Genomic DNA, 21330 nt, shown 5'->3' on the forward strand with positions numbered 1-21330 from the left:
TAAACAAACACTTGATAAACTATTGGTAATTAACGAGTATTCGATAACGTTTATGGAAGTGTTTAAACGAAGATTGTGTTGGCCTTATTTTTCGCATTATACGAGTTTAACCAATAAAAAAGAGGCAAGCCGATAAGCTTACCTCTCTGTTTTGTTAAGCGAGATTTTATTCGAAATATTACCCGTTACTTGCGCTTTATTTACTCAAAACTCTAGTGCTAATCACGCATGTTGAGAATTAATACTGCTGCTAGAGCCAAGAATGCCGTCATGATTAAGAACACGTCGTTGTAAGCCATGATTGAAGCGTCACGCTGCATTGTACCAAGTAAGCTTGCTTGTGCTTGTTGCATCGCCGTTGCGGCATCGCTCCCTGATTGAATAAAAAAAGCTTGTTTTTGCTGAAGTGTTTGCCACCCAAGCTGACTCACCGAAGGTAATGACTCCTTGATGTGAGCCAAATGTTCACGCGTTTTATTATCAAGTAGCGTAGCGATAATCGCGATACTGAAAGCACCACCTAAGTTTCGCATTACGTTGGATAAGGTGGATGCATCTGGCGTATCCATTTTACTGATGTTTTTCATGGCAACCAAAGACAGCGGAACCATGATAAACGGGCTCCCAATTGCACGTAGAACCATGGATAAGATCAGCTGTTGCCCACCAAAATCGGTTGTCATATGAGTATTTACGTAACAACTGAAACTGAACATCGCGAAGCCAAAGGTTACCAAATACTTAGGTTTAATAATTTGCGTTAGCTTGGGTACGATTGGGAAGATCAGCAGCTGTGGGAAACCCATCCACATGATCACTTCACCAATTTCCATCGCGTTATATTGCTGAATCTGAGTGAGGTACATCGGCAGAACATAAATGGAACCCAGTAAAGCCATCCCTAAAATCAGATAGGCGATACAAGACATCGCAAATTGTCCATCCCGCAACAGTCGCAAATTCACCAAGGGTTTTTTATGTTGTAATTCATTGAGAACGAAATAGACCAAACTGACGGCGGAGACAATGCTTAAACCAATGATCAGGCTTGAGCTGAACCACTCTTCACGGTTACCTTCTTCCAATACCACTTCTAAGCAACCTAACCCGAGAGCCATGGTCACGATACCAAACCAGTCAGCTTTTTTCAGGGTACCAAGGTCGAGTTTTTCATCGTCTAAGCCATAACGGATCATAGTGATCACAAGCAGAGCTGGTGGAATGTTGACGTAGAAAATATAGTGCCAAGAGAAGTTCTCGGTCAGCCAACCACCAAATGTTGGACCAATCGAGGGAGCAAAGGTCGCGGTTACCCCGAATAAGGCCATGCCAACGGCACGTTTGTTGATGGGCAATAATTGAACGACCAATGAGAAAGCGAGTGGGATTAATGCGCCACCACTGAATCCCTGCATCGCCCGGAATACAATCATCGAAGTCATATTCCATGAGATTGAACACAACAAAGATGAAAGGGTAAAAATGAGCGTGGTCCAAATAATATAACGGCGTTTACCAAGCGCTCTAGAAAGCCAGCCACTGAGTGGGATAGCGATCATCTCGGCGACTAAATAAGACGTAGAGATCCATGAGCTTTCATCTAAGGTTGCAGACAGCGCACCTTGAATGTCTTTCAGAGATGAATTGGTGATCTGAATATCCAAGATCGCCATAAATGCGCCAATTAAGCCCCCAAATAGGGCGATCCAGTTGCGACTCGATACTTCGCTTTCATCATGAGTTGGGGCGACAGCAGCAGCGTTGCTCATGGATCTAGCCTCGTTTGTCGATCGTTGCAACTACAGACAAACCAGGAAGCAATCGACCTTTCAATTCTTGTTGATCTGGAATGGTAATTTTCACTGGTACACGTTGAACGATTTTAGTGAAATTGCCCGTTGCATTCTCCGGTGGTAGTAACGCGAATTTTGCACCCGTCGCAGGGGAGAAACTGTCAACTACGCCTTCAAGCGGTTGGCCTGGGAAAGCGTCTAACTCAATTTCAACGGTTTGACCTTTGTGAATACCGCTTAATTGTGTTTCTTTAAAGTTGGCTTCAATCCACACTTGATTATTCGGTACTAAACTCAGAAGTGGTGCGCCAGCTTGAACCAATAAACCTTCGCGCACGCTACGTTTACCAATCACACCATCTGTGGGAGCATAAACTTTGGTGTACTCGAGGTTAAGTTGTGCCTGTTCACGTTGTGCTTTCGCTTCCGCTACCGATGCTTGTGCTTGTTCGATTTCGCTCGCAATAACCGTGAGTTGGTCATGACTTGCGACCAAATTAGCTTTTGCTTCTTCCAACTCGGCTTGAGTGACTTTTTGTTGTGCTGCCATGCTGTCAACTTCATCTTGTGAAGCATATTTGCGCTTTAACAGACTACGAGATCGCTCGGCTTGTTGCAGTGCGCGTTCGTATCCTGCTTGTGCGGAATCAACGCGGCTCTCTGCTTGATTAATTTGACTACGTTGTAACGTTTGTTTGGCAATTAAGTTTTGTACGCTTGATTGAACAACCGCTAAGTGCGCATTCGCCTGAATGAGTGCGGATTGATAATCACGGTCATCAATTTGAACCAACAAATCGCCTTTTTTAACGGATTGGTTATCACTGACATAAGACTTAACAATGTAACCCGAGACCTTAGGGCTAATGTTGGTAATGTCACCTTGCAGATAGGCGTTATCCGTCGATTCAAAGTACTGGCCATAGCCGTACCAGTATCCAGCGCCAGCTAACCCCAATGACAGCATGATTGCCGTCGCAATAAGCGGTGCTTTTTTACGTTTTTTTGTGCTTACTGTCTGGGAAGCGCTGTTGTTCTCTGCCATTTTATTCTCATTTTCTATTTATTTGGATGTAACGAATTGTAAACGAAACTTATTGATTGATAAGATAGGAAAAAAGGGAAACACTGTTGCACAAATATAACTAATAGATTTTTTGGAGAAGTACGATGGACTTAAATGCGGTGACTGTTTTTACGCAAGTTGTTGATTGTGGGAGTTTCACACAAGCTGCTGAAGCATTGAACATGACAAAATCGACGGTTAGCCGGAAACTAGCAGATCTCGAACAGCATTTAGGTGTGAGATTGATCACTCGTTCGACCCGTAGTTTAGTGTTAACACCAGAAGGGGACCGTTTTTATCAATTGAGCATGCAAATGCATGACATTATGAATCAAGCGGAATTAGAAGTTTCAGCCAATCAGGATCTGATACGCGGTCCTTTAAACGTAGTACTGCCTGTCGAGCTTGGTCATCAGGTGCTCGCTAAATATATCCATAGCTTTCTGCTAGAGCATCCAAACGTGACGATGAATTTGGAACTGAGTAACCGAGAAGTCGACATCATTGGAGAAGGGATAGATCTTTACGCTCAAATTGGTGACTTAGAAGACTCCAGTTTAGTCTCTCGTTACTTAACGACCTCTGGGCGTGTATTGGTTGCCAGCCCCAAATATTTAGAACGGTTTGGACAAATAGAGTCACCAATGGATCTCAAGACACCCTTTCGAATGATTGAGGTCGTGAACAAGGCGGCGCGTATACCTAAATGGAAACTGCAATTAGAAGACGGTGAGGTGGCTTTGATCGATCTGCCTTGTCAGTTACGAGTGAATACCATCACGGCCTGCTTAACGGCCTGTGTGGACGGGCTTGGCTTAGCTGTGCTTCCTGAATTCATTTGTCGTGAACACTTCAAGACAGGTAAGTTGATTCATCTGTTATCTGAATATGAGATGCCAGAGGTTTCAGTCAGTCTCGTGTATGCAGACAGACAATTGATGCCGAAACGTAAGAAGGTCTTTATCGACTATCTGTTGACGGCCTTTCAAAATAGGAAGCAAAAGTAACGGACTAAACCTTACTGGTTAAGTGTTTAGGCTTCCTATTATTCGTTATTGTCTAAACTGTATCGAAGTTAACTATGATTGGGCTGCCAGTCGACGGCTTGTCCATTCGCTAATATAGCTTTGATCGATAGGCCAGCAATATCGATACCGTTGTGACGAAATGCCTTGCTGGAGAAGTTGGCTATGATCTTACTCCCGTCACTGAACTCGGTTTGTTGAACATCGCCGGTCTTATCTAACCATTCGAAATCGACCAACTGTTTATCCCATAACTGTTCGTGGATCGTTTTAAAGCCATCTTGATAGTGTTTGAGTGCTTTGATTCTCGGGCTTGAACTTGATAAAGCTTCATCTCTGGTTAAGTGCACCATCGGTGGTGTGTTATACAACATGGCGGTTAAGTCACGTTCTGCTTTTACATTAGTGAACTTGAGGCTGTCTGAATGCCAATGGTGCGTATTGATTACTTCATCATGGAAAACGGCTTGGTAAAGCGGAATCCGATATTGTGGCGAAAACAGTAGCGACTTATAGGGCTCTTTAACCTCGGCCGGCTTAAAGAAGAAGTCAGGCTTGTGGTCTGGGTACCAACGACCTAAGTAATAGGGAGACTGGCGGTTCTCTTTCATCTCTTTATCTGTCCAACCAAAACCAACCGTTTCTAAGCCGTGTGCAAACGCGATGCCTTTTGTTGTTAGGCTGTTGCCGTCTTCAGATCCTAATACTAACGATGGTTGCTCGCTAAGCCACTGCATTCGGTTGTTGAAGGCTGAAAGCATGTCCGACTCGTTTGTATTGCCATTTCCATTGTTGTAGCTATGACTCTTGATATGATTGTCTATAGAGCCGCTGTAATCTTCACGGGCCATGGCGGTTGCATCAACATCTAAGAACAAGCTGTTGAAGTTCCCGAACCTCATAATGTCTTGAGCGCGCTGCTTGACGTATTCTAAATGGCAGTTCGGATTTAGATAGAATCCGTTACCTCGAAACCCTTTTTTTAGGCTGCCATCTGCCATTTCAATGGCACAACTCTGACGCATCGGCTCTGGTAATTGAGCGGTTAGCCAGTTGTCATTGAGCTTCGCAGGAATGGCTGTGTTGTAGGAGTCGTAGGTGCCGACCAGATATCCGGACTGTTTTGCAAGAGCCACAGCGTTAGGTTGATAGAATGCTGGCATCCAATTATCGAATCCGAGCCACAGTTTGTTTAAGCCTGCCTTATTTAGATTGGCGATCATGCCTGAAGACAACGCTTGTCCCCAAGTCTCTGGCGAGTTTAGGTAAGGGGAAGCGTGCTCTAGCAACCAGTTCTTCTTATCCTGTGCTGCTTTGTATTGCGCTTTAATCGTGTTGTTTTTGAGTGTCGGATTACCAACAGGATATAACACCTGCAATGACTGGCTAATAGAGTCCAACAATAGTTGTTTGTGATACTGACTGAACCAATCTTTTCCCTTGGATAGTGACGACAGCTCTCTGTTCGCTTCCGCAGAAACGTTGAGTTTAGAGCCCTCGAGATACCATGTTTTCAATCCCCACCAGTCACTCACATCTTGGATGCTTAATGGGTCTTTGCCAAATAGGTAAACGTGGCTTGCGCCGATTAGCTTACTCACATCTGGATTGTGTTTTTGTTTAACAACCAGTGTTTCAGAAAGGTTATTTTCGATGCGCCAATCGCGGTAGTGTTTCGCTCCATCTAACCATGAGTCTCCAAGGGTGATACGAACAATAAAAGGCTGTGATTGATTGAGCATCGTAAATTGGTGTAATGCCTTCATATCAATTTTGGTCTTTGAATTAGATGAGTTATCAGAGGATGCATCTGAAAAGAGCAGTTGATTGTTGGTCGCATTAACCATCTGATAGCTAATGAAATGATTGTTTTGCTGCACAGTCCAAAAAGGCATCTTTAAGTCTTGAGTGGTATTGCTTCCAGAATAGTTGCCGACGAGATAGCTTGCCCAAAGCTTGTTATCAATAGGCACGCGCATGCCTTCACTAAAGGGTAGAAATAGTGTCTGAGTTTGTTGTTCTGCAAGATCAAACCACGCCAACTCAATGGGCTCGTTTCGTTCCACCTGAATATTCGAAGGCAAGCTGAACTGAAAAGTGAGCTGGCCTTGATTAAGCTCGGCCTCAACGTTTATCCCACTAGGCACTAAGGTCCAAGTGGCGATTTTTGCTGAGTCAGCTTTATCGGATAAGCCAATGACCAGGTTGGTCATTTTCTGTGGTTGGCTATCAACGGTGAGAGCGCCACTGTTAACGCTTAAGTCATTCCAATCTATCTCTAGAGTATTCGATGATATAGAGACGGTGTTGTTGTTACTGGTGAGTGTTATTTGGCGCGCTTGTGCATTGGATGAAAACAGACAAGCTGTTGTTAAAGCCACAATGGCACAAGTAGAAAGATTGAGTGGGTGACGTACGCTGAGCATATTTAGATTCCGTAAAGGGTAAGTACGGTTATTACACCTAAGTAGCGCGAGTGCTTTGTCACCTATATGTCTCTATTTTCTGTTTGGCTTTAGTGGTGTTCCATTAGAAAGGCACGGCGACGCGTTGCACATATTGGACTTCAATAGCGCCTTGGTATTCAAACATTTCAACCGAAGCACTCAAGTGCTTGGCTTTGGTTCCAAGTGGACTTTCTTTGGGAACGGGTGCTTGCGCTGTTTTGATTGGCACTTTGTAACCTAGCAGGTTGTAGTTATCATCAAACCATTGCCAACTCACATTGGCGTTAGGGCAGTTGTCGATCACCTTCGGTGGCGTGATCACGATATGTGGTTCGCTGAGTTTACTTTCGAGTGTTAACCATCGCTTGCTGTTGTCTAAAGCGACAACAATAGGATAGTGGTTTGAACCTATCTTTAGTTGATAAACACCAGATTCGGGTTTGATAAACATTTCACTGGTCTCAATCTCTTGATACTCATTATTGGAAGCGAGTTGTCCATCGAGAAGGACTTTGCCTTTAGGCGATACTAAAGAAAGAGTTTGGGTTTCTAAGCCTTTGTTTAGTTGCTCGGCAGAGACTTTGATTTGATAACCGTGTGACGACAGGCCGTAGCGTCGAATGAAACTGACTTGAATGTGGTGTTTTGGCTCAGCACTTTGTTTTAGTGAGGTTCCACATTGAGTTTGGCTCAATATCTCTTGTTTGACTGGCAGCCAAAGTTCACTATCGAGTGTTTGTTGATCGAGTGCGATTTGCAGCTCTTGCCACGCAACTTGAGGTTGACCATCAAGCAGCGATTGATAGGTGTGCTGCAATGGCGTGTCGGTAAACCATGCCGCATGACTTACGAGCGGCAAGGTGCAGAGCAGTGCCGCTAACGAAGGAACTTTCATTATGATTCCCCGGCTAAGCGGTAACCAACGCCGCGATGTGTTTCGATATTCAATGTCGGCAGCTTTTGGCGTAAGCGTAGGATGTGATTATCAATGGTTCGGGTACTAGGAAAGGCCTGATATCCCCAAATCTTATTGAGTAACTCATCTCGGTGAAACACACGACTTTGGTTCTGAACAAACAAGACCAATAACTGAAACTCTTTAGGTTTTAACGTGATAGGGCTTTCATCCAGATAAGCGATCCGTTCCGACAAGTTGATTTGGATATTTGCGTAATTTAAGAGGCTCACCCCTAACGGACGTAGCTGGGTAATGACTCGGGCAAGTAATTCGTCGTTAGAAAATGGCTTAGTCACGTAATCTTTGGCACCTGCCATTAAGCCTTCTACGCGTTGCTGGACTTCCACTTTAGCCGTTAACACAATCACAGGAATCGCTTTGAGGAGCAACCAATTCGGCAAATGTCGCAAGCTGTCACCGTCTTCAAGCTGTCGATCCAGTATCACAAGATCGGCTCGAAACCATTGCTTACCGGTACTCTCTGAATCCTTCGCCCAAAGGCATTGGTAACCATTGGATTCAAAGAAGCTGACGAGGCCTTGTCCAAGCAGTTGGTCGTCTTCAATCAGCAGTAGGGTGTTCATAAGCAATTTCCAAAATACATCGGGTTGGGTTACGAAGAATAATAAGGCGGCCATTTGCTTGCTTCATCAAGTGCTCGACAATAGTCAGACCAATGCCCATGTTATCCAGTTTGTGCGCTTCACTTGGCGTGACACGGGACATGAGTCGTTGTATCGGCGAAGGGAAGTGCCCCTCGTCTTGTACCTCAATCGTCAGCTTGTCTCCGAGCTCGACCTTGACCAAAACCTCACCTTTACCGTGTTGTTTGGCATTCTTGATTAGATTATCCAAACAGATGGTTAGCCAGTAATAAGGCAGGTTTAGTTCAACTTCACGCGCTTCGCATTGATAAGAAATATTGTGCTTTTCACATACATGATCAAGCCACTCTTCTAATGATGCATTTTGCTTTAACAAAGGCTCTGACTGATCAGAACTTAGGTACACTTTGCTGTTTTCGGTGAGCTGAGAGAGCCTTTGATAGTCAGATATTAAACGCCAAACCGCACTTTGAGTTTCATCAGAAAAGTCATCGTAGCAATTTCTGAACATCTCGACGGTTAGACCTAGGCTAGTAATGGGCGTGCGCAGTTCATGAGTAAGAAGCTGTAAAACGAACTGCCTCTCTTTTCGTTGTTTTGTTCTTAGGTATAAGACTCTACCTAGCCCGGAAAGCAACGTTAACAGCAATGAAAAGATCAAGGTTTTCATGATCAGATTGTCATTGCTAGGCTCGCTTAAGCACACGTTGCTGTAACGAAAAGTACAGGTTTCACCTGCCAAAGATACCTCTTGCTGATCTGCGATAGGCTGCCATACATCTAAGGGAATGGCTTTCCAGCCTTGTTCACCACTCAACCAAAGCACATCGCCTTGTTGCCAAGCGCGGTATCCATTGAGCAGTGCTTCTCTGCCTTGAGCTGTTAGCGACTCTAGCTTGGTATATAAAGGATGCTGAGGGTTGGTAATACTCAATAATGGACGTATTTGCTCGCTTACGTCTGGGTAAACTGCCAAATAACGATCAGCAAAGCTGCCACCGGCAGGGTGACGTTTGGAGTGTGCTGCAAACCAAATCGAATCCAATGCTTGTTGCTGACACAGAGCGAGCTCGAACTCGATGGCATCATGTAATGAAGGGTTATTACTTTCAATCGTTCGGCAGTGATCTTGTATTGACGCTAACGCTGCGATGTCGTCCCAACTGAATTGGTTGAAATCAGGATAGCGGCTACGTTCATGAAGCAGAACTTTCGGATATTGAGCCAACTCTTGTTGAGATACTAGGATTGGGGATGATTCCCAGCTCAGTTGATACAGGGTTTGCCACTTGTCTTGCAAACTTTGTGCATTGACTAGAGTCGGGAGCCAAAAGATCAAGCAAAGAGCTAATGTAAACCTGCGCATCCAATCATTCTCGTTAAAAGTCGTGGGGCAAGTCTAAAGAGTTTTGGGCGAGATTTGTAACCTGAATGTCAACAAGTGTTCCTTTAACAAAAAATTGTCGAGTAGGTCATGCTTTAAAATAATCAATTGAAAATACAGTAAGTGTCATATTGGCAGCTTAAACTAGATAATTGTGTACTTATTGTCACTATTGAGTAAGCGGAGGGGTCTATACTGGGCTCATACCTAATAAGAGGAACCATCATGAAACTCATCATCAAATCAGTATTGGCAATCAGTATTTTGGCTGCAGGCTCTGCTCAGGCGTTCGAATTAACCAGTAACGATATTCAAGAAGGTCACCCAATGGCGAAGACTTTTGAATACTCAAGTTGGGGTTGTAACGGCGATAACCTATCACCACAATTGATGTGGAAAGATGCACCAGCAGGCACCAAAAGCTTTGCGATTACAGTTTATGATCCCGATGCACCGACTGAAAGTGGCTTCTGGCACTGGGTCGCATTCGACATCCCTGCAACTGTGAACGAGCTACCTCGCGGTGTCGACATCGCTAAAGTCGGTGGCAAAGAAGGTCGCATTGATTACGGCACAGTTGGCTTTGGTGGCGCATGTCCTCCAGAAAAAGATGGCATGCACCGCTACCAATTCACGGTTTGGGCACTGCCAACGGACAAACTTAACCTCGACGAAAATACGCCGTCGGCAGTGGTGGGCTTCACGTTGAACAGTATGGCTTTAGACAAAGCGAAACTGACCGCAACTTATACACGTTAATCGCTTGTGTACGTTAAAAGCTTATACACGTACATAATAAGTAAACAAGGGGATGAGATGAATCATCAATATCAAGTGACGATCTTTCGTGCAGAGCAGTTACAAAAGCTGCGTAATGTGAGGATTCTATCCCCGAGTATCATTCAGATCATTACAGGCAGTAAGCGCCTGTTTTGGAAAGATTCAGCGGCAGAACTCTCACATTCTGAGCTGTTATTGTGTGAGGCATCAGCTTCACTAAGCTTTGAGAACATGCCCCACAGAGGGCGTTTCTTGTCGCGAGTATTCAGCTTTCAATTCCAACCTTGTCAGGCGATGCTTGATTTAAGTGAGGAACGTTCGAATGATCTGGGGCTGCCTACAGTGCAAGCGGATCGAAACTTACAAGACTCACTCAACGCGCTGTTTTTGTTTGATACACAGAGCATGAGCAAAGAGACGCAACAGTTTTGGTTACAGGGCTTGTACCAGCAACTTGCTGAAAAAGGGGTGTTGCATCGATTGTTTGCCAGTGCCAACGTCTCGCTTAGCCAAAAGCTCAGCCATTATCTTTCACATTCACCAGATGAGAAACATCCATTAGAGTCGGTGGCGGAGCGATTTGCGATGAGCCGAGCGACATTGATTCGAAAGCTCAAACTGGAAGGTATGCAATATCGTGAGGTGTTGGCTGAAGTTCGGTTGAGTCACGCGCTTTATCTGATGCAAAGCGGACAGCAGAATGTTGGGATGTTGGCTCAGTCTTGCGGTTATCAATCGGAAGGGCGTTTTAGTCAGCGCTTTAAAGGCAAATTTGGTTTGTCGCCCAGTGAATACATCAAGACAGTCGCGAGCAATAAAGTCGCGGCGCCATAACCATTCTGTTTGCCCTAAACGCTAATCAGAACCGTTGCACTGACCAGTCGAATTCAGTCATCAATACTGAAGACGCGAACGGTGCACCAAAAGTGGCACATTTATTAACGTATACATGCTTTCTCTTTGTATGCATCGTCTTGTGTTCGGATTACTATAGTAAACTCATCCTCAGAACGTTGTTAAGATGAGCTTTAATGGTTCTGTTCAAATATGGACGAAATATACAGCGTCAGCGGAATAAGCGCTTACCACTCTTATTTACAAGGAAGGTAATGATGGAAATCAGTCAGTTGGATCATTTGGTATTAACCGTGAGTGATTTACAAGTTACGGTCGATTTTTACCAAAAAGTGCTTGGAATGAAGCCCATCGAATTTGGCGAGGGTCGGTTGGCGTTGTCATTTGGGACGCAGAAGATCAATTTACACCTCAGTGGTAGCGAGTTCGAACCAAAGGCAAGCCGTGTACAAGTCGGTAGTGCAGATCTCTGCTTTATTACCAATACCCCAATTGCTGAGGTCGTTGAACATATCCAAGAGCAGGGCATCGTCATCGAAGAGGGACCGGTGCCACGAACCGGTGCAATCGGAAAAATTGTCTCGGTTTATCTTCGTGATCCTGATGGTAATCTGATTGAAGTTTCGAATTACTAAATTTTAGACTATACCGATATTTTTGTTGGCTGAGTTACGTGCAATGAATGTCCGGTTGGTGGTTGTGAAGGTACAGTGCGTGAAGTGAACCACGGGTGTTAATCGGATCAACTAAACGACTCTATTTAGATTAAAGCTTATTCGAATTTAATAAAAAAGCGCGTTATTACCAAATGGCAATAACGCGCTTTTTTGTATTAGCTTATTGGTCGATCTTAGCTTGCTATTGAAACATCTGCTGATGGCAAGTCACGCTTCTTAATCACGTATCGCAAGCGAATTAACATCAGCGCAGCCGATACGCTTAATCCTGTTAGAATACCTATCCAAAAACCTTCTTCACCCATTGCTGGAACAATGTGGTCTGTTAAGCCCAGCACCATACCTAAGGGCAGTGCTAAGCCCCAATAGGAAGCGATCGCTAAAATCATCGGGACTTTCGTGTCTTTATAACCACGTAATGCACCATTCGCAGATGTTTGCAGCGCATCACTGAATTGGTACATAGCCGTAAACGTCAACAACACTGCTGCGGTTGCGCTTATCGTAGGGTCGGTGGTGTAAAGTCTAATGATCCACTCTGGGAATAGAAGGAATATTGCAACCGAGAGCAACGAAATTAACGCAGCAACCACGATGCCGACTTTGCTGCGTTCTATTGCGCTAAGTTCATCCTTTTCTCCTAACGCGTGTCCAACGCGAATCGTAATGCCAAATGAGATACTCATTGGAATCACATAAGTCAGGCTTGAAATGTTAAGTGCAATTTGCGCGGCAGCCACGTTCTCTGCACCTATACGACCAATCATCAACGCAATAACGGCAAATATGCTGCCACACACCGCGATGTTCATTCCGATAGGCAAGCCTAACCTTAAAAGGTGAATCATCTCTTTTGCTTTTGGCTTGGCGTCTGCAAAGTTAATGATATTTTTGTATTGGTGGTGGCCTTTAATGTAGGAATAGAGCATTCCCGACATTAGCCAATACACTAAGCTTGTCGCCCAACCACAACCCACAGCGCCCATTTCAGGGAAGCCAAACTTACCGTAGATCAGTACGTAGTTGACCGGGATATTCACTAACAAACCGACCACTGAGATGATCATTGGTACTTTGGTGTTGTTCATGCCCTCACAAAAGCCATTCAAAGTGTAGAACAGGGCAATACCCGGCACACCGAAGGCGAGGGCAAAAGCATAGTCGCTGCCAATCGGAATGATCTCAGCGGCCACTCCAATCCATTCTAAGATCGGTTTCGCACTCACTAAATAGGCGATAAGCAGGACGCTAGCAATTAATGCGAGCCAAACCATCTGGAAGAATTCAACAGAGATACTTTGAAAGTCACGTGCGCCTCGGTGGTAAGCAACAACAGGCGTTAGCGCCATAATCACGCCACGCAGTAATAACAACACAGGAATCCAAAGGCTGGTACCAAGTGCGATCGCCGCGAGATCGGCAGGGCTTACTTGGCCAGCCATTGTCGTATCGACAAATCCCATCGCTTGGGTAGCTATTTGAGTCAAAATGATTGGAACCGAAAGGTGCATAAGCGCACCCGATTCACGAGTAAAAGGACGAAGTTTCGTTAGCATGGAAGTTCACAACACCAATATAAATACACGAATGATGGCAGGATGGCCGGTGTGCATTTTAGGATGTGCCCCGTTGGGCGGCGATAATATAAACACCTTATAGTTTAGGGTCAAGCATTCGATTTACTGGGTATCAGCGATCAAGTTGGATATCCCTGATATAGCGGCTTCAATTCTGTTGTCGTTTATATAAGCGTATGTTTTCTTAACAAATATACCGATGGTGCAACTTTGTTATTTGCTAGGTAAATCACTAAATTGAAAGGTATAAGTTATTGTTATGAATGAACAGGGGTGAGTACAATTAGTGAAATTACCGGCTAGACAAAAACACGATATTGAAACCATTTGTTGGTCGATTCGCTTTTAGTTTCATATTAAGCACCGCATCACTAAAAAACGACAAGGAATCAAAATGTTGTATCAAAAAATCGGATTATCTTTGGCTGTATTGACGCTTTCTGGATGTGCTACCGCGCCCATTACGCTCAACTATTCGCCAAGTAGTACAATGTCTGTTGAAGGGAGTATCGATGTAGGAGATTTCAAATATTTGCCCGGTGAATTGAACCCCGAAGTTAAACCCAACCAGGTCCAAAATACAGCGATTGGCGACATCATTCTGGAAAAAAACGTTGATGAGTATTTTGAGAAGGTCGTTTTTACTGAATCGAGATTTGTTGGTATTAACGTCGGGGGATCACAAAACGAAGTGTCGGGCGAAATACAAGAATTTTTAATTGACGACCTTGGATACAGCATTGATTGGACGCTCGATGTTCTATATAGGGTTAAATCAAAAGACAGTCCAAACTGTTACGAGAAAAAACAGATAATTGAAAAGAACACGGCCAAGTTTGCGAATGCGTTTGGAACCTTGAACGAAATAATGAAGTTAAATGTTGAAAAAGTATTTTCAGATCCGGAGTTTTTAGACTGTATCGCAAAGTAGAGTTAACAAAAAAATAGGGCGCCAATATACCTTTGGCACCCTATGCTGACTTATCTTTGCGTTAAAGCTCGTGCCAATACTCAAAGTGCTTCTACTGCCACATGGCCAGTACAAACACAAAAACACCGATGCCAAGCATCACTTTTAGCAGTAAGCCGAGTGGTGCACCACCTTTAGGCGCCTTATTACAACATCCCATCGTCGTCTCCTTATTCATTGTTGGTTTCACTCACCTTAAACCTTTCCCTTACGGTAAGGTCAATGGTTAATTCGCCACATAATTTGAAATCTAGAATTAAAAAAAGCGAAATATTGGGTTGGCCTTTGAAGTGATGTCAATGCAGAGATGGGGATCAATACGGTGAAGATTATGTATTACACATCACGATAAGTTAGAAAGATTTGAGTGAAACTAGGGCTTAACATTAGTCATTAGGTGAATCTATGGCCAAAGTAATGAGTCCTAGCGATCTGAAAACGATCCTACACTCCAAGCGTGCCAATCTTTATTACCTGCAGCATTGTCGTGTATTGGTCAATGCAGGGCGAGTTGAATATGTTACCGACCAAGGTAAAGAAAGTCTTTATTGGAATATTCCTATCGCAAACACGACCGCGATCATGCTAGGTACGGGCACATCGATTACGCAAGCGGCAATGCGGGATTTAGCAAAAGCTGGGGTTCTGGTGGGTTTTTGCGGTGGTGGTGGAACACCTCTGTACTCAGGCAACGAAGTGCAAGTAGATGTGTCTTGGTTGCTTCCTCAGTCTGAATATAGGCCGACAGAATACCTTCAACAATGGGTAAGTTTTTGGTTTGATGACCATCATCGCCTTGATGCGGCAAAGCTATTTCAATCCGAACGCATAAAGCAAATTCGTAAACATTGGCTGTCTACCAATATTAAAAATGAGTTCAAGCTCAATAGTGAACAATTAGAAGGTGCACTGAGCCGCTTTGAAGACAAAATGCATACCTGTTCCACCACGCAAGAACTGCTCTCTTTAGAAGCAACCACCACGAAAACGCTGTATAAGCTCGCTTGCCATGCCAGTCAATATGGCGACTTTACCCGCTCAGAGAAGGGTAATAGCAGTGATATCGCTAACCGTTTTTTAGATCATGGTAATTATCTCGCTTACGGTTTGGCTGCAACAGCATGTTGGGTAATTGGCCTGCCTCATGGATTAGCGGTATTACATGGAAAAACCCGCCGAGGTGGGTTAGTGTTTGACGTCGCAGATATAATTAAAGATGCGTTGATATTACCTCAAGCCTTTATCGCAGCTATGGAAGGAGACGACGAACAAGAGTTTCGTCAGCGGTGCTTAAATCAGTTCCGTTCAGCTCATGCATTAGATGTGATGATCGAGACACTGCAAAGCACGGCTTCAGCATTGGCGCAAAATAACAAAGTGGAGCAGTAAGGGTGAATATTTTATTGGTTTCTGAGTGCAGCAAACAAGCCTTACCAGAAACACGCCGTGTCTTAGACCAATTCGCAGAGCGTAAAGGTAAACGAACGTGGCAGACGCCAATCACCTATGAAGGTCTAAAAACATTAAGACAATTACTAAAGAAAACAGCAAGGCGCAATACCGCTGTCGCTTGCCACTGGGTACGTGGTAAAAACCATACTGAATTAATGTGGGTTGTTGGTAATCGTCGCAAGTTTAATTTAGATGGCAGTGTTCCAACTAATACGACTCAGCGAGATATTCTTCGAAGCCAAGACGAAAATAACATGAATAGCATTCAAGCTTCTGCTCTTATGGCTGGAATTGCTGCTCTGTTCCACGACTTCGGTAAAGGTAACAAGCTGTTTCAACAAAAACTAAAACCTAAATCAAAAAGCAAAGGGTTCGAACCTTACCGCCACGAGTGGTTATCTTGCCAACTGTTTATTGGTTTTGTGGCAGGTAGAACCGATCACGAGTGGTTGGAGCATCTTGGTGCCGTTTCTGAAAATGATGACAAACCACTAATTGAAGGCTGCGACCCAACGCAAAGTGTTAGCTTTACTGATTTGTCTCAGTCCCCGCTTGCCCAATGTATTGTTTGGTTAATTTTATCTCATCACAGATTACCCAAATGCCTAGGGGATGGACCAAAACAAGACTTAAATGATGTGGATAGCTGGCTTACGGGCTTCGGTGCCAATTGGAATGCCCTAAACCATTGCATAGATAAGTTTACCTCTGCAGAAAGAGTCGCGGTTACCGCGTTTCCTCACGGTACACCAATGCGAAGTTATAAATGGCGCAGTAAAGCCAAGGAGCTTGCGAAGCGCGCATTGAATCAAGCTAACTTAGTGGAGTACGCCTCCCTTGATAAAGCTTTTCCATTACACATTGCTCGCATGGCATTGATGTTGGCTGATCATGCCTATTCTTCAGGGGAGCCAAATACCTATTGGCAAGATGAAGGCTATAACGCCTATGCCAATACCTACAGAGAAACAGGACAGCCAAAACAAAAGCTTGATGAGCACTGCGTGGGCGTGGCTCATAATGCGTACATATTAGCGCGAACAATTCCCAAGCTTCACGGCGTAATGCCTGCTATTACCAATCACAAAGGTTTCAAGCGTCGTAGCAAAATCAGCAAATTCCGCTGGCAAGATAAAGCCTACGACTGTGCCTACAGCATTGCTGAACAGACTGAGCTACAAGGCTTTTTTGGTGTAAACATGGCATCCACAGGCCAAGGTAAAACCTTTGCTAATGCGCGTATTATGTACGGCCTTTCTAATCCTACTATAGGTTGCCGCTTTAGTGTGGCATTAGGCCTACGCACCCTTACCTTACAAACGGGCGACGCGTTGCAGCAAAGGCTGAACTTAGATACTGACGACCTTGCAGTACACATTGGATCTCAAGCGGTGAAGGAGCTGTTTTATAAGCAAAAGCAGCAAGAAGAACTAGAAAAATTAGAGAGAGCTAGCGAAGCTGGCAGTGAGTCAGAGCAGATCTTTGCCGAACATGAATATGTGCGTTATGACGGCGAAATTGATAACCAGTATTTACATCGTTGGTTAGAAAACAGAGGTGCTGTTCATAAGCTAGTCAGTGCTCCACTATCGGTTAGCACCATAGATCATATTATTCCCGTATCAGAAGGCGTGACAGGAGGCCAACAAATCGCGCCGATGTTACGCCTATTAACCAGTGATTTAGTACTCGATGAACCGGATGACTTTTCGTTAGAAGACGATCCAGCACTTGCGCGTTTGGTGTATTTTTCAGGCTTGCTTGGTTCTCGTGTTCTGCTGTCTTCAGCCACGCTACCGCCAGCGTTAGTCACACATTTATTTGCTTGTTATCAAAGTGGTCGAGCCCAGTATAACCAAGTATTTGGCCAGCAAATCGAGCGACCTGTTTCATGTGCATGGTTTGATGAGTTTGGGGTGAAATCAACGAGTGCTACTGGTGTTGCCGAGTTTAGATCCAGTCACGATGAGTTTACAAAGCTTAGAGCTGAGAAACTGAGCAAACATTCCGAGCATCTACATAAAGGTGACTGGCTGAAAATAGCAGAGACTCAACTTCCACCGCATCAAGTTATCGAAACCTTTGCTAAAACCGTATATCGGGGAATAACTCAGCTTGCTGTTGATCATAAAACGGTTTCTGAACTGCAAAGCTCTAAAGGGAAAACGGTATCGGCAGGTATTGTTCGCATGGCCAACATTGAGCCTTTAGTAGCGGTAGCTAAGCACTTATTAGCAACCCCGCCGCCTGAAAATACGCGCATCCATTACTGTATCTATCATAGCCAGCATCCTTTAGCGGTGCGCTCGGCCATAGAGCAACAATTGGATGGAGTGTTGCAACGAGACCGAGACGATCCGCAAGGGGTCATCAAAGCGCCAGTGGTTGAAGCAGCATTGAAGCATTACCCCGAGCAAAACCATATTTTTGTGGTACTCGCAACGCCCGTGGCGGAAGTCGGGCGCGATCATGACTACGACTGGGCAGTGGTAGAACCAAGCTCTATGCGCTCGATAATCCAATTGGCAGGACGAGTGCAAAGACACAGGCGCATTGAACCACAAAGTACCAATATTTTAGTATTAAATCAGAATGTTAAGGCCCTCAAAGGTAAAGGTAAAGTAGCCTATTCAAAACCTGGGTTCGAAAGTAAGCAAACTTTTAGGTTAATAAAAAATGGTAACGAGACGCCATGCCTTCAGCTTTCCTCCCATGATTTATGCTTGCAAATGGAAGCTAACGAGTTACATGAAATTAGCTCTTCGCCTAGATTTGTAGAGCCTGAGAGAAGTCAGCTATTTGTAAATAAACAAGTAGGTGGTTTTATTGAACTCGAACATCTCGCTATGAATTTAAAGCTCAGAGATACGGTGAAGCCTTGGTACAGCAACAGCAAAGCGCATTTATTTGCGGAGTTCCAAAAGCAAACGCCATTTAGAAAAAGTAACCTGTCTATTGATTACGTATGTATGTTGAATGCGCTTGATGAAGAGCTTGTATTCAAACAGTGGGATAGGGTGTCGAATGAACTTATTGAGTCGTCAGGTTTTGAACCTTTTGGCGAGTTGTTGGTGGCTGATAGTAATTCAATTTGGGGGGCCGCAGAGTTGCCTGAAGTTATTGAACAGCTATCCGAATGGCACGATACAGAGTTGCAAGAAACCTGTATTCAGTTTGCTTCAGTTAGCTTACGAGCACCACGCGAGAACGAGTTAGGGAAGCAATGGTTGTATCACCCTGTACTCGGAATTTTTGAAGGGAAAGATATGAGCTAGTGATTATGCTAGCTCAGCAAGCTACCTGTTCGGTAGTAAACGGTATGAAAAATACTGCAGTATATTTCTAAGCTACGCGGAACGTAAAACGAAGATTTTAAGCCAATGGTAGTGAGATGTGAATTAATGATTAATATGAAACAAATACCACTGTAAGGCTTTGTATTTGATGTTAAATTTACGGTATCTTGTCACACCATATCTTATGGAGGGATAATGGCAGAATCATTAACCAAAGCAATTCATCACTTTATTGAGGTTCGCTATCAAACCAAGCGAGAAGCACTCGATAAAGACCATGAAAAGGAACGTAGTCAGGCGATAACGGCACTAGACATAGAGAGCATTGAAGTCAAATTTGCAGATAAGCGAGACAAGCTACGTTCAGATTTTGATGCCCCCAACTGGTTGGACAGCGCTGCAAAAAGAGCTTCGCAGATCAGCATGGCAACCCATGCCGTTAAGTTCACTCATAGTTCCGCCAAAGGCACAAATGTTCTAGCTGCTGACTTAGGGCAAGACAATCGTTATTTAGATACTGCCGTACTACAAATGCCAGCCATTGATGCAGTAGGCAATGCAGCAGCGCTTGATGTCGCAAGGTTATTGCAGTTATCGGATGACAACGGTAAGTCTTTGCTTGATTACTTGAAATTAGATGATGTGGCGTCTTTAAAAGTCATCGCTAAAAATGATACTCAGCTCGAAGAGTGGCGAGTTGGCTTAAAGCAAGCGTTGCTAGATGCCACACCAAGCAGCCATACGCTGGCTAAACAAGTTTATTTTCCCATTGCGGATAACGAGTACCACTTGTTAGCGCCGCTGTATTCTTCTTCGCTTTCTCAGGCTATCTATCAAGAGATTAATCACAGCCGCTTTAGCCAAGAGATGGTGGCAGCCCGAGACGCGCGTAAAAAACAAGTACCACATTCAGAACCTGTTGTGGCATACCCGAACTTAGCCGTTACGATTGCTGGTGGCTCTAAACCACAAAACGTATCACAGCTTAATTCTGGTCGAGGTGGGCGTAATTATCTATTTTCCACTCGTCCTCCTGAGTGGCAATCGCAGCTTAAAGCGCCACTAACCAGTGATAACATCTTTACTCACCCAGAGCTTCGCTATGCCACGCGATTTGCTATCAAGCGCCTAGTGAGCTTTTTGATTCAAGTGAATCAGCAAGAACGAGAAAGTAACCTAGCTATCCGAAACAAAGTTAAGCGGTTAGTTGATGAAGTGATCGATGAAGTGTGGGCCAAAGTAAGCCAATGGCAGCAATTACCTCCAGGGTGGAGTGACGAGACCAATGAACTGCCTGCTGGGCAATGTCGTTGGCTAGACCCCAACAACCCTAAATGGGATCAGCATGATGATCAATGGCAACAAGATATTGCGAAAGCCTTCGGTGGTTGGTTAGTCGCTAATGTCAATCACTCTGCCAAAGATGAACTCTCACTCGGCCTTGTGGAATCAAATCAATGGCAAGAAACCTTTAAGCAAGCACTGTGGGAGACAAGCTGATGGCAGCACAATATCTTATCTTAAAAAACATAAGCATCAGTAACGCCAATGCGATTGCTGGGTTTACTTATGGTTTCCCTGCTGTTACGCACTTTCTTGGTTACGTGCATGCGCTATCGCGTAAGTTACAGCAAAGCCACGGCATTCGTTTAGACGATGTTGGCATCATGTGTCATCAGCATCAAGTTCATGCTTATCGAGAAAATCAATACGAGCCTTACTCCTTTGCATTGACTCGAAATCCACTAACGAAAGAAGGAAAGACAGCGCCAATCAATGAAGAAGGGCGTATGCACTTAACTGTCTCTTTAGTGATTAAAGCAAGCGGTATCAATATTGTCAGTGAGCAAATACGGGATGAACAATGTGCGGCGATCAAAGCGTTGGCCGAAAGGCATAAGTTAGCGGGCGGGCGTATTACTTCTATCGACAGTTGCGAACTGGCTAAGAGTGATTGTCACAAAGCGATCTTGCGTCGTCTATTACCCGGTTTTGTGCTGCGTGAGCGTTCAGACTTACTGGTAGAGAAAAATGAACAAAGTGGTAGTTCGTTAGGGAACTGGTTGGACTTTTCAGCCCTTAAATTTGCAGCGACAGACGAGCCATTAAGTAACTCGGACGAAAGCGGTAAAGTGAAATGGGAAAAAGTAGCAAAGCCCAAAGGTTACCTAGTGCCAATTCAAATTGGCTACAAGCAAATAGCACCAACCTACTCAGCAGGAGAAGTCGCTAATGTACGCGACAACCAAACACCAGTGAGCTTTGTTGAGCCGGTGCACAGCATTGGTGAGTGGGTTGGAGCGCCGAGTAAGCTCGAATCTCTACAAGACATAATGTGGCAATACCATTACCACGCTCCGTTTTATGTATGTCGGACTCAAGATATTGCAGAGGGCGACACAATGGCTGATGAAGAATTAGATTTCGATTTTTAAGGAAAATAAC

The 21330-nt window shown here is 44.4% G+C and carries 16 protein-coding genes; 9 read left to right on the forward strand and 7 right to left on the reverse strand.

Annotated elements, in window-relative coordinates; genetic code table 11:
* Nucleotides 1-218: 218 nt before the first annotated feature.
* A complete protein-coding gene (locus L4B77_RS09390) occupies nt 219-1769 on the reverse strand; it encodes a DHA2 family efflux MFS transporter permease subunit (protein ID WP_261839927.1) in 1551 nt (516 codons plus the stop codon).
* A gap of 4 nt (nt 1770-1773) precedes the next feature.
* Nucleotides 1774-2838, reverse strand: coding sequence for an HlyD family secretion protein (locus L4B77_RS09395; protein ID WP_261839928.1), 1065 nt, complete (start codon nt 2836-2838; stop codon nt 1774-1776).
* A gap of 125 nt (nt 2839-2963) precedes the next feature.
* On the opposite strand from L4B77_RS09395, the gene L4B77_RS09400 reads away from it, so the two are divergent.
* Entirely contained in the window at nt 2964-3866 is a 903-nt protein-coding gene (locus tag L4B77_RS09400) for a LysR family transcriptional regulator (protein ID WP_429750016.1), read from the forward strand.
* 68 nt (nt 3867-3934) lie between these two features.
* On the opposite strand, the gene L4B77_RS09405 is transcribed toward L4B77_RS09400, so the two are convergent.
* The 4 genes from L4B77_RS09405 to L4B77_RS09420 form a co-directional block, all read right to left on the reverse strand.
* Nucleotides 3935-6310 (reverse strand): glycoside hydrolase, encoded by a 2376-nt coding sequence (locus tag L4B77_RS09405; protein WP_429750018.1) that lies wholly within the window; start codon nt 6308-6310, stop codon nt 3935-3937.
* Nucleotides 6311-6413: 103 nt separating this feature from the next.
* Nucleotides 6414-7226, reverse strand: coding sequence for a DUF2861 family protein (locus tag L4B77_RS09410; RefSeq protein ID WP_429750020.1), 813 nt, complete (start codon nt 7224-7226; stop codon nt 6414-6416).
* Complete coding sequence (locus tag L4B77_RS09415; protein ID WP_429750022.1) at nt 7226-7873, reverse strand: response regulator transcription factor; 648 nt, start codon at nt 7871-7873, stop codon at nt 7226-7228. The genes L4B77_RS09410 and L4B77_RS09415 overlap by 1 nt, the downstream gene beginning before the upstream one ends.
* Entirely contained in the window at nt 7851-9260 is a 1410-nt protein-coding gene (locus L4B77_RS09420) for an ATP-binding protein (protein WP_429750024.1), read from the reverse strand. The genes L4B77_RS09415 and L4B77_RS09420 overlap by 23 nt, the downstream gene beginning before the upstream one ends.
* Nucleotides 9261-9503: 243 nt before the next feature.
* Between L4B77_RS09420 and L4B77_RS09425 the strand changes: the two genes are divergently transcribed.
* The 3 genes from L4B77_RS09425 (at nt 9504) to L4B77_RS09435 (ending at nt 11548) form a co-directional block, all read left to right on the forward strand.
* On the forward strand, nt 9504-10037 hold the full coding sequence (locus L4B77_RS09425) for a YbhB/YbcL family Raf kinase inhibitor-like protein (protein WP_429750026.1): 534 nt from the start codon (nt 9504-9506) through the stop codon (nt 10035-10037).
* A gap of 57 nt (nt 10038-10094) precedes the next feature.
* Nucleotides 10095-10892, forward strand: coding sequence for a helix-turn-helix transcriptional regulator (locus tag L4B77_RS09430; RefSeq protein WP_429750028.1), 798 nt, complete (start codon nt 10095-10097; stop codon nt 10890-10892).
* Between the two features lie 278 nt (nt 10893-11170).
* Complete coding sequence (locus L4B77_RS09435; protein WP_261840745.1) at nt 11171-11548, forward strand: VOC family protein; 378 nt, start codon at nt 11171-11173, stop codon at nt 11546-11548.
* 215 nt (nt 11549-11763) lie between these two features.
* Here L4B77_RS09435 and L4B77_RS09440 read toward each other — a convergent pair whose 3' ends face one another.
* Nucleotides 11764-13146: an MATE family efflux transporter gene (locus tag L4B77_RS09440; protein WP_429750030.1), complete on the reverse strand. Its 1383-nt coding sequence runs from the start codon at nt 13144-13146 to the stop codon at nt 11764-11766.
* Nucleotides 13147-13561: 415 nt separating this feature from the next.
* On the opposite strand from L4B77_RS09440, the gene L4B77_RS09445 reads away from it, so the two are divergent.
* The 5 genes from L4B77_RS09445 to csy2 all read left to right on the forward strand — a co-directional run bounded on the left by L4B77_RS09445 (nt 13562) and on the right by csy2 (nt 21320).
* On the forward strand, nt 13562-14098 hold the full coding sequence (locus L4B77_RS09445; protein WP_429750032.1) for a hypothetical protein: 537 nt from the start codon (nt 13562-13564) through the stop codon (nt 14096-14098).
* 444 nt (nt 14099-14542) lie between these two features.
* Nucleotides 14543-15526: a type I-F CRISPR-associated endonuclease Cas1f gene (gene cas1f, locus L4B77_RS09450; protein ID WP_429750034.1), complete on the forward strand. Its 984-nt coding sequence runs from the start codon at nt 14543-14545 to the stop codon at nt 15524-15526.
* Nucleotides 15527-15528: 2 nt separating this feature from the next.
* Nucleotides 15529-18864, forward strand: a complete 3336-nt coding sequence (gene cas3f / locus L4B77_RS09455) for a type I-F CRISPR-associated helicase Cas3f (protein WP_429750036.1) — start codon at nt 15529-15531, stop codon at nt 18862-18864.
* Between the two features lie 216 nt (nt 18865-19080).
* Nucleotides 19081-20385: a type I-F CRISPR-associated protein Csy1 gene (csy1, locus tag L4B77_RS09460; RefSeq protein WP_429750038.1), complete on the forward strand. Its 1305-nt coding sequence runs from the start codon at nt 19081-19083 to the stop codon at nt 20383-20385.
* The gene (csy2, locus tag L4B77_RS09465) at nt 20385-21320 is read left to right on the forward strand and encodes a type I-F CRISPR-associated protein Csy2 (protein ID WP_429750040.1); all 936 of its coding nucleotides are present in this window, start codon (nt 20385-20387) and stop codon (nt 21318-21320) included. The genes csy1 and csy2 overlap by 1 nt, the downstream gene beginning before the upstream one ends.
* The last annotated feature ends 10 nt before the right edge of the window (nt 21321-21330 follow it).

Origin of the sequence: Vibrio minamisatsumaniensis, assembly GCF_050337445.1 — a bacterium.
GTDB lineage: Bacteria > Pseudomonadota > Gammaproteobacteria > Enterobacterales > Vibrionaceae > Vibrio > Vibrio artabrorum.